The 14,768-nt window shown below is 47.5% G+C and carries 13 protein-coding genes and 1 pseudogene; 4 read left to right on the forward strand and 10 right to left on the reverse strand.

The window, feature by feature from the left end; genetic code table 11:
- Nucleotides 1-40 precede the first annotated feature (40 nt).
- Nucleotides 41-1,426, forward strand: coding sequence for a siroheme synthase CysG (gene cysG / locus ACLHG7_RS10145; RefSeq protein ID WP_410210920.1), 1,386 nt, complete (start codon nucleotides 41-43; stop codon nucleotides 1,424-1,426).
- Between the two features lie 60 nt (nucleotides 1,427-1,486).
- On the opposite strand, the gene ACLHG7_RS10150 is transcribed toward cysG, so the two are convergent.
- From ACLHG7_RS10150 to ACLHG7_RS10170, 5 genes are all read right to left on the reverse strand, one after another.
- Nucleotides 1,487-3,280: an OmpA family protein gene (locus tag ACLHG7_RS10150; protein WP_410210921.1), complete on the reverse strand. Its 1,794-nt coding sequence runs from the start codon at nucleotides 3,278-3,280 to the stop codon at nucleotides 1,487-1,489.
- Nucleotides 3,281-3,614: 334 nt separating this feature from the next.
- On the reverse strand, nucleotides 3,615-4,046 hold the full coding sequence (locus ACLHG7_RS10155) for a ClpXP protease specificity-enhancing factor (protein WP_410210922.1): 432 nt from the start codon (nucleotides 4,044-4,046) through the stop codon (nucleotides 3,615-3,617).
- A 96-nt stretch (nucleotides 4,047-4,142) separates the two neighbouring features.
- Nucleotides 4,143-4,826 (reverse strand): glutathione S-transferase N-terminal domain-containing protein, encoded by a 684-nt coding sequence (locus ACLHG7_RS10160; protein WP_410210923.1) that lies wholly within the window; start codon nucleotides 4,824-4,826, stop codon nucleotides 4,143-4,145.
- Nucleotides 4,827-5,012: 186 nt separating this feature from the next.
- Nucleotides 5,013-5,936, reverse strand: coding sequence for a metal-dependent hydrolase (locus ACLHG7_RS10165; RefSeq protein WP_410210924.1), 924 nt, complete (start codon nucleotides 5,934-5,936; stop codon nucleotides 5,013-5,015).
- Between the two features lie 320 nt (nucleotides 5,937-6,256).
- Complete coding sequence (locus ACLHG7_RS10170) at nucleotides 6,257-7,222, reverse strand: AraC family transcriptional regulator (RefSeq protein WP_410210925.1); 966 nt, start codon at nucleotides 7,220-7,222, stop codon at nucleotides 6,257-6,259.
- A gap of 282 nt (nucleotides 7,223-7,504) precedes the next feature.
- On the opposite strand from ACLHG7_RS10170, the gene ACLHG7_RS10175 reads away from it, so the two are divergent.
- Nucleotides 7,505-8,887: a DUF2252 domain-containing protein gene (locus tag ACLHG7_RS10175; protein WP_410211023.1), complete on the forward strand. Its 1,383-nt coding sequence runs from the start codon at nucleotides 7,505-7,507 to the stop codon at nucleotides 8,885-8,887.
- A gap of 69 nt (nucleotides 8,888-8,956) precedes the next feature.
- Here ACLHG7_RS10175 and ACLHG7_RS10180 read toward each other — a convergent pair whose 3' ends face one another.
- The 5 genes from ACLHG7_RS10180 to rplM form a co-directional block, all read right to left on the reverse strand.
- Nucleotides 8,957-9,691: a cytochrome c1 gene (locus ACLHG7_RS10180; RefSeq protein WP_410210926.1), complete on the reverse strand. Its 735-nt coding sequence runs from the start codon at nucleotides 9,689-9,691 to the stop codon at nucleotides 8,957-8,959.
- Nucleotides 9,688-10,947, reverse strand: coding sequence for a cytochrome b (locus ACLHG7_RS10185; RefSeq protein ID WP_410210927.1), 1,260 nt, complete (start codon nucleotides 10,945-10,947; stop codon nucleotides 9,688-9,690). The genes ACLHG7_RS10180 and ACLHG7_RS10185 overlap by 4 nt, the downstream gene beginning before the upstream one ends.
- Nucleotides 10,947-11,540 (reverse strand): ubiquinol-cytochrome c reductase iron-sulfur subunit, encoded by a 594-nt coding sequence (petA, locus tag ACLHG7_RS10190; RefSeq protein WP_410210928.1) that lies wholly within the window; start codon nucleotides 11,538-11,540, stop codon nucleotides 10,947-10,949. The genes ACLHG7_RS10185 and petA overlap by 1 nt, the downstream gene beginning before the upstream one ends.
- Before the next feature lie 249 nt (nucleotides 11,541-11,789).
- Entirely contained in the window at nucleotides 11,790-12,182 is a 393-nt protein-coding gene (gene rpsI / locus ACLHG7_RS10195; protein ID WP_114897919.1) for a 30S ribosomal protein S9, read from the reverse strand.
- 3 nt (nucleotides 12,183-12,185) lie between these two features.
- On the reverse strand, nucleotides 12,186-12,614 hold the full coding sequence (rplM, locus tag ACLHG7_RS10200; RefSeq protein ID WP_114897920.1) for a 50S ribosomal protein L13: 429 nt from the start codon (nucleotides 12,612-12,614) through the stop codon (nucleotides 12,186-12,188).
- 219 nt (nucleotides 12,615-12,833) lie between these two features.
- Here rplM and pdxA point away from each other — a divergent pair, with 219 nt between their 5' ends.
- Nucleotides 12,834-13,820 carry a 4-hydroxythreonine-4-phosphate dehydrogenase PdxA gene (gene pdxA / locus ACLHG7_RS10205; protein WP_410211024.1) on the forward strand — a complete coding sequence of 329 codons (987 nt, stop codon included), beginning with the start codon at nucleotides 12,834-12,836 and terminating at the stop codon, nucleotides 13,818-13,820.
- Between the two features lie 107 nt (nucleotides 13,821-13,927).
- Nucleotides 13,928-14,749, forward strand: a pseudogene (gene rsmA / locus ACLHG7_RS10210) (16S rRNA (adenine(1518)-N(6)/adenine(1519)-N(6))-dimethyltransferase RsmA); the annotation flags it as partial.
- Nucleotides 14,750-14,768 lie beyond the last annotated feature (19 nt).

Below are 14,768 nucleotides of genomic sequence, written 5' to 3' on the forward strand. Positions count from 1 at the left end.
AAAGTCAAAGGGCGATGCCTCATTAGCCGGACGAATTCGTATGGATGTATTACCCATAGCACTCAAGCTGACCGGTCAACTGTGTTTGGTGGTTGGCGGGGGAGCCATTGCCCGTCGCAAAGCGGATCTACTGGTTCAGGCGGGTGCGAGGCTTCATGTGATTGCGCCAGAAGTACTGCCTGAGCTTGTTCAACTCGCACAGATTAGTGGTGGTTTAGTGACTTTGGCAGGCTATTCTTCAGATCATGATTTGAAACCTTATCGCCTAGTGATCGCCGCGACCGATGATCCCGCAGTGAACAGCCAAGTTTTTGAAGATAGTGAAGCGCTCAATATTTTGGTGAATTCGGTTGATGATCCACCGCATTGTCGTTTTATGATTCCTGCCATTATTGATCGTTCACCACTCGTTTTATCCGTATCAAGCGGTGGGGCATCTCCCGTGCTTGCTCGTCAGTTACGCAGCAAGATTGAGTCTCTGATTCCTGAAAAGTTTGGCGAGCTCGCGAAGTTTTCTGGTGATTGGCGACCTCTGGTCAAAGCCGCAATCGTAAATCCAAATCAGCGGCGCATATTTTGGGAAAACCTCTATGCCAGCACGATCGGTGAACAGGTGCTCAACGGTTTACGCACTGCAGCAGATGCGGCAATGCCTAAGGTTCTTGCAGATTGGCAAGCGAATGCGCAGCAACAAGGCGAAGTCTATCTGGTTGGTGCGGGTCCCGGTGATCCTGATCTACTGACCTTTAAAGCCTTAAGACTGATGCAGCAAGCCGATGTGGTGGTCTATGATCGTTTGGTGTCGGCACCGATCTTGGCGCTGGTTCGTCGGGATGCAGATCGTATTTATGTGGGCAAGGCTCGCGCTGATCATGCCGTGCCGCAAGAAGATATCAATCAATTGCTCGTACGCTTGGCTAAAGAGGGCAAGCGGGTTTGTCGTTTAAAAGGTGGTGATCCCTTTATCTTTGGGCGTGGTGGCGAAGAAATTGAAGAGCTGGTGGCCTCTAACGTTGCATTCCAGGTTGTTCCCGGAATCACTGCTGCGTCTGGCTGTAGTGCCTATGCAGGGATTCCACTAACCCATCGTGATTATGCACAGAGCGTGCGCTTCCTGACGGGCCATCTTAAAGAAGGTTCCCCTGAATTGCCGTGGGATGAACTGGTTTATGAAAACCAGACCTTGGTACTCTATATGGGGCTGGTAGGGTTGCGGAATATCTGTAAACAGCTGATCGCGCATGGTTTACGTGAGGATATGCCTGTCGCGCTGATTAGCAAAGGTACAACTCCCGATCAGCAAGTAATTGTGGGGACGGTGGCAACAATTGCGGATTTGATCGAAGGATTACATGTTCCTGCACCGACGCTGACGATCATCGGTGAAGTGGTGAAGTTGAGAGAGAAGTTGAAGTGGTTTGAATGATGTATTTGTATAAAAATGGACTGCATAAGCAGTCCATTTTTTTATGCAAATACTGATCAATTACGATCCAGCACCCACCAACGCAAAGCTAATGCGGCGGTTTTGGAATTTACCTTGCTCGGTTGCATTGTCTGCAATGGGTTTGCTTGAGCCTAAACCTTTAGCGGTTAATGCAGAACCATTAACACCTTTACTGACGAGGTAAGCCGCAACAGACTTAGCGCGTTGCTCAGAGAGTGCAACGTTTGCTTTTTCGTCGCCTGTAGAGTCGGTATGACCTGTGATTTCAAGCTTGAGGCTCGGAATTGCTTTGATCAGTGTCGCAGCTTGATCGAGCACCGCTTTGTTTTCGGCAGGCAGAGCTGCACCACCAGTAGGGAAGTTGATCACTTGCAGATTCAATGCATGGATCACGTCTTCAGCTTTTGCGTCAGTAGCTTTGATCGATGACAGTGCATCAGTCGCTGCTTTAACGCTATTGCTGACTGCCGTAGCTGCATCAAGTGGTGCGGCGGCAGTTACGGTCACTCCTGTACCGAAGAGGGCTTTTAGACGGTCAATCAGTTTTGCAATTTCAGTTTGGTCTGGACCATTGACGACGACGTTATCACCGCTTAATTCTAAGCTGGTATTCGGTGATGCTTTGATTGCACCGAGTGCTTCGCTTAAACCCGCTAGACCCGCAAATGAAGTTGCATAAGTGCTGTCAATTTTCAGATCACATTTTGTAGCGGGGCCAAATTGTGCTTGAACGGCTTCGATAAAGTTCTTTTGCAGATCGGCGTTACCAACAGTACCTTGGCAGTTCAAAAGCTCACCATGTGCACCTGTATGCAGGGATAGCGTAGCTGGAACTAATGTTGCTGAAGTCGTGCTTGCTACGGCTGAGGCTGGAGTCGTTGATGCAGCTACAGGCACAGTTTGTTGTTGGCATCCTTTCCAGAAGAGTAGGCCCAAAATAATCAGAATAATCACAGCAACCCACGGCAGTGCGCGTAAGAAGAAAGAAGCAGGTTCTTTCACCGCTTGAGATGCCACTGTACCGACCTTGGCAACGGTATCACCAGCTGCGGCAGCAGTTTTATGGACAGCATCACCCGCAAGATGAGCAGCAGATGCGGCGGCAGCGCCCGTTGCCGCAACAGCAGCGACAGTGGCGTCAGACGTTTTCGCTGCAATGTTTGAAGCGCCTTCAACAACACTTGCGGTGACTTCGCTGGCTTTATCTGCAACGCTGGATGCGGCTTCAGAAGCAGTATCCACAGCAGTAGAGGTGACTTCAGAGGCTTTTTGAGCCACTTCGGAAGCTGTGTCAGCAATTGCGTCACCCGCTTGACGTAAGATGCTGCCGAGGCTGGCTACGCTTTCTTTGACGGTATTGTATGCCGCAGCACCAATCAATGCCGGTAAACCTGCAGCAGCATAAATCCAGTCGGGGAAATGACCTTGCAGGTGTTCTGCTTGACCATCTAATAGTTCGCTCATGCCTTCTTTACCGAGGCTGGCAGTCTGCTCCAAGCTATGGATGGCTTTTAGGCTGCGGTCTGCGACGAGGTTGAGTGCTTGTAGACTTGTCGCATCATCTAGACCTCCCAAGGAGGTCAGCTCTTTGTGGGCTTCTGAAAAATCGGTGTCTTGCCAAAGTGCTGCAGTATCTTGTTTGTCCAAAATTTCGAGAACCTTGCTGGTTCCTTGCGTTTGATTCAGGTTGACTAAGCGTCCGACCACGAGAGCAAGTGCTGCGTTAATAAATCCTGTCGCCTTATCGATTCCAAGACCAAAATGCTGCGTTGTTTCGCTGACTAGTCCTGCACCCTGAGTCTCGCGTAAATGCTGTAGCAAAGATAACGTCATTTTCAAATTCCTCTCTCTTTATTTATGCAAAGTTATGACAAACCATGATGGTAAACGTTTTGTTGTAGATCATCTTTGATGAATAATGGTTTGGTAAGCTCGATCAGCTTCTCTCATCGTCAAGTGGCATAAATGCAGACTTTTCATTGAGTTCGTGAGTCGCTCGTTTTTCTTGATATACTCCATTACAAACATAAAAGACAAACTTGAATCCATGAATGGGTAAGGCATCAAAGGTAGCATGGCTGAATGACAAATTCATCACTGAAATCACCTATTGCATAGATGAAATTCAGAAAAATTTACATCATTAAAATGCACTTAAATGGCGTGATTAGTCCAGAACGCGCAAGCTTGGCTTTTTCGGAGCTTCCACTTCATCCGCAGAGAGCTCTTGGTCACTGGATAGGGAACTGTCATCTTCATGTTCGGCAGGATATTCGCTGGCATCAAAGAATAGTCCTTGGCCATTCTCACGGGCATAGAGTCCCATGATGGCGCGAATCGGCACATAGACTTGTTGGGAAACCCCGCCAAATCGCGCACTGAATCCGACCGAATCGTTATCCATCAATAATTGTTGAACCGCATGCGGTGCGATATTCAGCACAATTTGACCGTCTTTGATGTATTGCTGTGGGACAAATACGCCATGTTCTTCAGCATTGATTAACAGATAAGGCGTTAGTGCATTGTCATTGATCCATTCGTAGATCGCACGCACAAGGTAGGGGCGTGTTGGGGTGACAGTTATGGGTGTGTTCATGATGAACTCTCGCAGTTTATAGGTTCAACTCGACGTTAATGCATTGCAGATAGGCTGAATTTTACAGCAATATTTGACCAACTTGTTAGATTGTTACTAATCTCGGTTTCTGGCGCGTTCTTGCGCGGTGAGCGAGCGAACAAATGCGGGGCGATCAAATAGACGTTGGCAATAGGTTAGCAGCGGTTTAGCCAAATTAGGCGTCAACTGTATCCCCATTTGTGGCAAACGCCATAGCACAGGGGCCAGCAAGCAATCACATAAACCAAAGGTATCACTTAAGAAATACGGTTGATGCCCAAATAGCGGTGATAAGCTAATCAATGAATCAGTCAGGGCTTTTCTGGCGGCAGCTGCTTTCTTGGCATCCAGCGATGAGGGGTCAGTCAGCAAAATATCAGCTGCGACGAGCCAGTCGCGCTCAATCCGCCATGCGTATTGTTTAACCAAAGCGCGCGCGCTTGGCGAGTCTGGATGTAAGCGAGTCTGGCGATAGCGATCATCTAAGTATTCTAAAATGATGCGACTTTCAAACAGGCGTAATTCGCGTTCAACCAAAGTCGGCAGAGTATTATAGGGGTTTAGTGCAGCAAGGTCCTCGGGGCGATCATCGGGATCGACAAGGATCAGGGTGTATTCGATGTCTTTTTCAGCTAATGCCAATCTAACGCGATGGCTATGATGCGCGTCGGGATGCGCATATAAGAACAAGCCATTTTGCAGAGGAAGATTTGCTTGCGTTGATAAAGACGTGGTGTTGCCAGACGAAGCTGTAGACATGAATACATCGTGTTATTAGTTGATCTAAAAGTATAAAGCAGTTTGGGGATCATGCGAGCAGTTTTTGTAAAGTTCTTTTCTAAGATCAGAAAATCACAAAATAAAGAAAAGAATAATTTTTAGAGTATCCACTAAATACAGATACCCCAATACAAATTGCTTCGGTTTGTATTGGGGCTTGATTGTTTAATGCGTTTTGATGGCTTGTACTGCTGGAGATTTTGCAAAGTAATCGAGCGCTTGCTGGGTATCTCCTTCATCGATTGGATTGAATTTAGGTGAAATCCAGCGAATCGTTGCAAGTGTCAGGAAGCTTAATGTCGGCACATTCTCTGTTTTACGACCGACGGTTTCCATTCTTAGAATTAAACGCAGGAGGGATTGTCTGCCGATTTTTAGACTTTCGTCATCGCTGCCTTGGCGTGCAAGGTTACGTCCAGTCGATGCTAGGAAGTAGAGGAATAAGGGGAAAACGGCTGCCATCAGCGCTTGCCGGCTGATATAAAAGCCAAGTTGGTTTTGGCAGAGGTGTTCAAATAAATCAAATGCGACGGTGCGATGCTCGACTTCTTCTGCTAAATGCCAGCGAAATAGATCAGCGACCACAGGGTCTGCAAGATCCCAAGAGGTATTATCCAGTGACCATTGCCCCAGAACTCCAGTGAAGTGTTCAATTGTTGCAATGATACCTACACGTAAAATGAGCCAAGGTTTTTCAAGTGCTTTGAGCTTCAACGCGGAGATGCCTAGAGGTGCGTCCCCCAAAAACTCTTCAAACAGCCATGTCACACGTTGTAAAACTTCCTCTGTATTCATGCCGTGTGCATGGAGGAACTCTTGCGCACTGGCATGTGCACGCGCATGAATCGCTTCTTGGCGGATAAAGCCTTGCACATCTGAACGCAGAATTGGGTCGGTCACATAGGGCAGGGCTTTATTAAAAACGCGGCAAAACCAAAACTCACCTGCAGGCAGCAGTAAATTAATACCATTAATGGCGTGTGATGCAAATGGATCGTTTGGAATCCAATGCAGTGGTGAATTGGATAGATCAAATTCGACACGACGCGCTTTTAATGGATGATGATTTGGGTGAACGGCTGCATTCATTTCATGAACCTCAACATAGTGAGCCGATCAGTCGGGAACACATTTCACATAGTTCATTCTGAAAACAGATTAACTATGTCGAACTTAGTATCCAAAGTGATCAAGGCTATCCATAATTTATCTTTGACAAAAGCGATGAGTTCTTAGTCTGGCTGGCTCCAAACAACAGGAGGTTTGGGCGCAGAGATTTGATGGAGTTCTTGGATAAAGAAGCATCGGATTAGCAATTAGAGATCAGTATAGAGCAGTGTTTCTCAAAAATAATTGATCGTAGCGACAAATTACACATGGCTCCGTAGTCAATGCTCACATTACGTCAGTCAATGCTTACGCTCAGGTTGCTTGCGTGCGCGGTAGCTCATCGGGGTCTCACCCGTCCAACGTTTAAATGCCCGGATAAATGCAGAGGGTTCAGAAAATCCTGTTCGATAAACGATTTGATCTAAGGGGGCTTGAGTCTGGGCCAATAGCTGCTGTGCTAAACGTTTACGATAGTTCGCCACAACGTCATTAAAGTGAGTGCCGATATGGGCTAGATCCGCACGCAATGTGCGTGGATTTTTATTCAGTAGGGTTGCAACACTTTCCAGTGTGACTTCTCCACGCTCCAGTAAACCCGTTAATTCGTATTCAATCTTATGAACCAATTCACGGCGATCCAAATCAGAAATACGCTGTAGTGCAAGATTCTCATGCACCGCCAAGAGCTGAGGTTCGGCTGCAGGTGATGGGCGCTCTAGAAGTGCTGCGTCAAAACGGATGATGCCTTCTGTCGCACCAAGGCGCACAGGGCAGCGATAGATACGCTCATAATCTTCTGGCGCAGCCCCTTCGGTGTATATAAAACCAATTTCTTGAGCCTGAAATTGAGCATCGGTGACATGCCATAAAAATTGCATCAGTGCAGCAACAGCACACTCTAGATAGTGTCTTACGGGATGCTCGAAACCATACAGAATGGCACTACCCCCTTCAATACGCAATTTAATATGCAGCGCGTCCGTGAGCAGGCGATGGTAGCGCAGTGTGCGCTCCAGACCCTCACCAAAGGTAGGGCTGCTCAAGAACAGATATTCGATGACTTGACCACGAAAAGCAGGCATCGCCCCACCGATATGCAGCCCGATATCGGGATCTCCGCTGACTTTTTCAGCGGCTGCCCAAAATTGCCCTTGAGGCGAGTTGATTTGACGCATGTTGGGATCTGGCGGCGAATCCGGCATGCCCACACTGGCAAAGATTGCTGCGCAGTCCAGCCCCGTTTGCTTCATTGCATGGTACGTCATCCACAGAAAGATTCCAGAATCTGTGGCTGGTAACTTGTTTTGAGGCATAGCGAAAAAAATCTCAGGTGAAGGACAAAGCGATAGACTGCTGAATTAATGTTTTACATACAAATTTCTATCTTGCCAAGACCCTATTATCAGTTAGTTTACAGCTAATGTGCCAATGAATTGAATCTGGAGTGTTTTATGGTGACACCAACCCGCGTGAGTCAACATAAACTGCAGCAAGAAAGCGCAATTGATTTTGACGCAGTTGCAAAAGATTTTCCGCATATTTTGGATATGACCGCACATAGTCCTATGGGAAGATTATTGGATCGCGAAGCAAATCTTGCGCTGGGTCGTGCACAGCGCAAACAAGTATCGCGGCAGGTTTTAACTGAGATTTCACCACGTCCCCGAAATTTTAATTTATTGTCCGTGTATCGCGCTTCAAACATTGGGCGTTTACCCGCATTGATGCCGGTACGCGCCAGACGCATGTCGATCTCCCCATTCACGTTTTTTCGTGGCTTACCGCTGGCAATGGCGATGGATCTGGGGCGAGAACCCCATAGTGGTTTATTTTTACAAATATGTGGCGATTGTCACCTGCTTAATTTCGGCGGTTTTGCGAGTCCAGAACGACATTTATTGTTTGGGATTAATGACTTTGATGAAACAATTGTAGGTCCTTTCGAATGGGACCTTAAACGTCTTGCAACCAGTTTTGTGATTGCAGCACGCGAGATATCCTTGTCTGCAAATGAGGCTCAGCAGGCCGTGCGTATCGTCATGGAGTCTTATCGCGACTATCTACAACAGATGACCAATTTCTCTCCACTTGAAGTCTGGTATCAAAGCGTCGACGCCAAGGATGTACTCGCAGCGACGGAAAGTCGTAAAACCCGTAAAATTCGTGCGACCAAAATGACTGAGGCGCGGCACAATACCAGCAAAGCCGTCGTACCCAAATGGACTGAGGTGAATGGAGACGGAAAAAGAAAGTTCATTGACGAGCCACCTTTAATTTTTCATCCCAAAGAGGGGGATCCCTTTGCTGCGGGTGTGCGTCCTTTTTTTGAACGCTATCGGGAGAGCTTGCCTGAAGATCGACAAACGTTATTTGATCGCTATCGCTTAACCGATATTGCTATTAAGGTCGTTGGTGTGGGCAGTGTGGGAACCCGCTGTGCCGTTGCCATGTTTGAAAGTGCGGATTCTGAAAAAAATGGCACTGAGCCATTGATTCTACAAATGAAAGAGGCACGCCGATCTGTGCTGGCGGATTTTGTGCCTGTGCATTACGCCAATCAAGGTGCGCGAGTGGTGCATGGACAGCATATGATGCAAGCGGCCAGTGACATTTTCTTGGGCTGGGCATCCAGTGGGCGGGTCAAAACCAACTACTATGTGCGTCAATTGCGTGATATGAAGATGTCGATTGATATCGAAGAGATGGATGGCACGTATCTCATGGAATATGCCAAAAGCTGTGGTATGGCGCTCGCACATGCGCATGGCAAGGCCGGCAATCCTGCCGTGATCACGGGTTATTTAGGAAAGAGTGATCGCTTTATTGAAACTATGCAGCACTATGCCGTAGCCTATGCCGATCGTAATGAGGCGGACTATGCGGTGTTTATGAAGGCCGTTGCAGCGGGAAAAATTAAGCGTTCGGATTAAAGGGGATTCGAGCGTTGCTGATTCAGAAAGAGCTGGATATGCATACAGCTCTTTTTTTTGCAAAAAAAGTTACTTCACATCTTTCCAGTATTCTTTATTCAATAGATACACAGGAATTAAAAACAGCAGTAAAAATCCGATGACAAAGAGGCCGTAAATTTTGCGCACGTGTTGTTTGGGCTCTGAGGCATAGTTTAAGAAATTCACCAGATCAGCAACTTGAGCTGCGAATGCTTTATCCCCAAGTTGCTGATGCAGACCTGCCAATACGTTGGGCATAGCAACATCTTTAATCACTTTATTATTAAAGCCCAATGGCCGTTTATTATCGGGATAGAAACTGAGTAAATAAGTATAAATCCAATCTGGACCATGCGAACGCGCTTCTAGGCTTAGATCCGGTGGCGCAACACCAAAGGCTTTCTTTTGCATTTCTGCATCGGTTTTCGCATCGATTCCGTCGTAAATCTTAGAATTGGTCAGCGCCATGTATGTTTTGATCTGTTCAGGAGAGAGTGCAAGATCAGTTGCCATACGTTCATAGCGTAGATATTTCAGAGAATGACAGCTTACACATGTGGTCATAAACAACTCAGCACCGCGCTTGAGTGAGGCTTGATTTGTGATGTCAATCGGTGCTGCCTGACAGGCATAGTCATGGTGGATCAACCGACCGGGATGTGCAGGATCAGGCGTTGTGAATGTACCGCAGTTTTCAGCATGTGCGGCACTGCCTGCTATAAGGAATGCACCGCATAACGTCAGGGTAGGAAGAAATAGATACTTAACGTTTGTGATCTTCATTTTCGACCTCCTGTAACGCGATCTGGAGGCAATCGGTAGGTTTCCGCTCCGGTATAAAAAGGCATGAGTAGAAAGTATAGAAAATACAAAAGGGTAAAGAACTGGGCAAGTAACTGATTATTGATAAAAGGAATAATCGGATGATCGGCGGGCGTCATGCCCAGAATGCCTAGAACGAGAAAGCTGACAACAAAGATACCCAGTGCAATCCGTGACAGTCTTCCTTTGTAGCGCATCGACTTCACTGGCGATCGGTCAAGGATGGGCAACAAGAATGGAATGGCGACTGCACCAGCCAAAGCAATTACACCGCCCAGTTGATCGGGGATTGCCCTTAAAATGGCGTAGAAAGGGGTGAAATACCAGACTGGGGCAATGTGAACGGGCGTTTTTAACGGATTGGCCGGTTCAAAGTTTGCTGGCTCTAAGAAGTAGCCCCCACCTGTGGGGAAGAAGAACACGATGCTAAAGAAGAGGATTAAAAACACCACGACACCAACCAGATCGTGCACGGTGTAGTAGGGGTGAAAAGGAATGCCATCCAGTGGAATGCCTTTTTTATCTTTGAGCTTTTTGATATCGATGCCGTCAGGATTGTTCGAACCGACATGATGTAGCGCGATGATATGCATCACCAATAAAATCAATAATAACAGGGGGAGCGCAACGACGTGCAACGCAAAGAAACGATTGAGGGTAATGCCTGAGATGGTGAAATCACCGCGTACCCAAGTCGATAGTGAATCACCGACTTCTGGCACAGCCGCGGGCAGATTCAGAATGACTTGCGCGCCCCAATAGGACATATTACCCCAAGGCAGCAGATAGCCAAAAAAACCTTCGGCCATCAAGCAGACAAATAATCCCATGCCAATGAACCAGACCAGTTCACGTGGTTTTTGATACGAACCGTAGAGTAATCCGCGAAACATATGCAGATAGACTGCAATAAACAACATGGATGCCCCGGTTGAGTGCATATAGCGAATTAGCCAACCGGCATCAACATCGCGCATGATGTATTCAATCGAATCAAAAGCGCCGCCACTGCTGGGGTTGTACATCATGGTCAGCCAAATGCCAGTGACGAGCTGATTCACCAGCATCATCATTGAGAGCACGCCGAAGATATACCAAATATTGAGATTCTTTGGTACATAGTACTGAGACATATGTTTTTTATAGGTTGATGTGAGCGGGAAGCGGGCATCAATCCATGACAAGATTTTTTTACTGATTTTAGTCAAAGCAGTCATTATGCATCCTCGCCAATGGTCAGGATATTGCCCACCAATTTATGTTTGGGAATTTCCATATTGCGCGGAGCAGGTACATCCTGAAAAACACGACCGGCTAAATCATATTTAGAACCATGGCAGGCACAGAAAAAACCACCAACCCAGTCGGTACTTAGCTCTGGGACGCCAATTTCAGGTCGGTAGTTTGGGGCGCAGCCTAAGTGGGTACAGACGGCAACCATGACCAGAATATGTGGATCACGAGAACGATACTCGTTTTTAGCATAATCCGGTTGCTTGGATTCAGCAGATTCCGGATCGCGTAATATTGGATCATTGATGGAGAGGTTATACAGCATATCATCCGTGCGGCGGACGACATAAATGGGTTTCTTTTGCCATTCGATCACGATCATCTGGCCCGCCTCAAGCGCGCTGATATCTTGAGAGACGGGCGCACTATCAGCCCGAGCGCGAGCGCTGGGGTTCCATGATTCAACAAAAGGGGTTAGTGCTGCAACGACACCAACCGCGCCCATGGCAGCAGTGGTTCCAATGAGCATGCGACGCCGACTGACATTGACGACTTCGGCATCCAAATCGCGACTCATAAAACACTCCTACAGGACATTATTGCTTAACCTTTACTGCAGAAGAATTGCAGCAAAACAGATTATGCAAAAATCGGGCAGATTTCATGCATATATATGAATCTCAATGTTAAGTATAAATGATTAGGAAAGCTATGCTTGTCGTGGCATGAATTGAGGAAGGCTTCGGTTGATTATCCCATCCTTAAAAAACAACAAACCCCGAACAATGTCGGGGTTTGTGGAATAACCAAAACGATAATCGAGAAATTAACGTTTTGAGTATTGAGGACGTTTACGCGCTTTGCGTAGACCGATTTTCTTACGTTCAACTTCACGCGCATCACGGGTAACAAAACCAGCTTGACGCAGTGCAGTTTTCAGCGTTTCGTCAGATGCATACAGTGCACGAGTGATCCCGTGACGAATTGCACCCGCTTGACCGCTCATGCCGCCGCCTTTTACGGTAACGAAAATGTCGTATTTTGCGATGCCATCAACCAACTCAAGTGGTTGACGAACGATCATACGTGAAGTTTCACGTGCAAAATATTGATCGAGCGTTTTGTTGTTGATGGTCAACGCGCCTGAACCTGGAGACAGGAACACACGAGCGGTAGCGGTCTTGCGGCGACCAGTGCCGTAATTACGTTGTGTAGTCATGGCTTACAGTTCCAGAACTTGTGGTTGTTGTGCTTCATGCGGGTGTGTTGCACCTGCATATAGCTTCAGTTTGGTGATCATGGCAAAGCCAAGAGGACCTTTTGGAAGCATGCCTTTGATAGCACGATGAAGAACATCAGTAGGCTTATGAGCGATCAACTTGGTGAAGTTGGTTTCTTTCAAGCCGCCTGGGAATTCACTGTGGCGATAGTACATTTTGTCCTGAGCTTTTTTGCCAGTAACTTGTACTTTGTCCGCGTTGATAACGATGATGTAATCACCTGTATCGACGTGCGGTGTGTAGCTAGGTTTGTGCTTGCCGCGCAGACGACTCGCGATTTCAGTCGCGATGCGACCGAGGGTTTTGCCGTTTGCGTCGACGACAAACCAGTCGCGTGTGACGTTTTCTGGCTTTGCGCTGATAGTTTTCATTGCATGAATGCCTTTATAAGGTGTGTGAGAGAGTTTACGGGGCTCTCAAAACAGACCGCGAATTATAGGGAACTATTGGCGACTTGACAACCAATTTTATGCCAAATCACCGATTTCTTTTGTAGGAAAGTAACCTTTAGTTCGATTTGTTGAGGGTTAACAGGCGTTATAATGGGGATATTCGATGTTTATTGTGATGGGTGCAAAATGAGTTCGCCGATTTTACCGCTTTACCTCACCACAGGCGAGCCAGCAGGGATTGGGATTGACATCACCTTGGCGCTCGCAGCACTTCCATTTGGACAGCGCATTGATCGTCCGCTCGTCGTGCTTGCTGATCCTGCTCTGATGCTGCGTCGTGCGCGAAAATTAAGTTTAGACGTGAACTTGATTGACTATATGGGGCAGGAGACCCCAGCACCGATAGGCAGTCTGTACATCCGCCCCGTACCGTTACGCGTATCAGTCGTGGATGGTCAGTTAAATTCCTTAAATGCGCCTTATGTTCTAGAGCAGCTTTCGGTTGCTGCCGATGCTTGTCTGCAGGGACGAGCAGCAGGTGTCGTGACGGCACCCGTACAGAAGTCAGTCATTAATGAGGCGGGCATTGCGTTTAGTGGGCATACTGAGTATTTTCAGGAAAGAGCGGGTGTCGCGAAAGTGGTTATGATGCTGGCGACGCGGACATTGCGTGTCGCACTCGCAACGACGCATTTGCCCCTTCGTGCAGTACCGGATGCCATTACATCTGCATTACTGACTCAGATTCTGACCATTTTGATCCATGACCTGCGTACAAAATTTGCGATTGCTCAGCCTAAGATACTGGTGTGTGGGCTCAATCCTCATGCGGGTGAAGGGGGCTATTTAGGCCGCGAAGAAATTGAGGTGATTGAACCCGTGCTCGCCGAGTTTCGAGCGCAAGGCATTGATGTAGGGCATGCGTTGCCTGCGGATACCTTATTTACCCCACGTTTATTAAAGGACGCAGACGCTGTATTGGCGATGTACCACGACCAAGGTTTACCCGTGCTCAAGGCGCTTGGTTTTGGTGAGGCCGTTAATATCACCTTGGGTTTACCCTTTATTAGAACCTCAGTCGATCATGGTACTGCACTTGATTTGGCCGGTACGGGTCGAGCTGAGGCGGGAAGTTTGGTGGTGGCGGTGCAGTTGGCAAATGATTTGGCGAATGCTCATCACTAAGAGATGTTATAAACAGTCAAAACTTGTTTAACCGAATAGCCCCCCATTTTCTTTCCTAGTTCTATAGAATACGCACTTGGTTAAATTTATAAGTCCTGAGAAATCCTATGTCCGAAACTGATGCTTTTGATAGCGATGCCTTGCTCTTCGCTGAACCTGAATTAAAAGGTCATAAAGCACGGAAGCGTTTTGGGCAGAATTTTTTGCATGATCAACGCGTGATTGGACGTATCGTGCAGGCAGTTGCGCCTCGACTTGGGGATAACCTCGTTGAGATTGGACCGGGTATGGGCGCATTGACTGCTCCGCTATTGGCCGCCTCTGAGCACCTAACTGTCCTTGAGCTTGACCGTGATCTCGCCGCTACACTGCCCGCACGGATGGGCCATCCGCAGCATCTGACCATTGTGGAAGGAGATGCACTGCGCTTCGATTTTGCCAATATCATCAAGCTCGATCAACCTTTGCGTGTGGTTGGTAATCTGCCGTATAACATCTCAACCCCTTTGCTCTTTCATCTAATTCGCTATGGTGCACAGGTGAAAGACATGCATTTTATGCTGCAAAAAGAGGTGGTTGATCGTATTGTGGCAGAGCCAACCAGTAAGGATTTTGGGCGTTTATCGGTGATGATTCAGTACTATTGCAAGCCGACCTTCTTATTTGAGGTGCCGCCGGGAGCATTCAATCCACCGCCTAAGGTCACCAGTGCGGTATTTCGTCTAGAGCCTTATGCGGTTAAACCCATTCAAGCCCGCAATGAAAAGATACTGGCAGCGTTGGTGTCACAAGTCTTTAATCAACGGCGTAAAACCTTGCGCAATACCTTGAAGGGCCAAGTGGATGAAGCCGGCTTTGCCCAATTAGGCATTAGCCCGATGGCACGCCCTGAAACCTTGAGTATTTTTGACTTTGTAGCCTTGGCTGATTATGTCGATGAGCATGGTA

This window comes from Aquirhabdus sp., from assembly GCF_046462495.1.
In the GTDB taxonomy this organism is placed as follows: Bacteria; Pseudomonadota; Gammaproteobacteria; order Pseudomonadales; family Moraxellaceae; genus Aquirhabdus.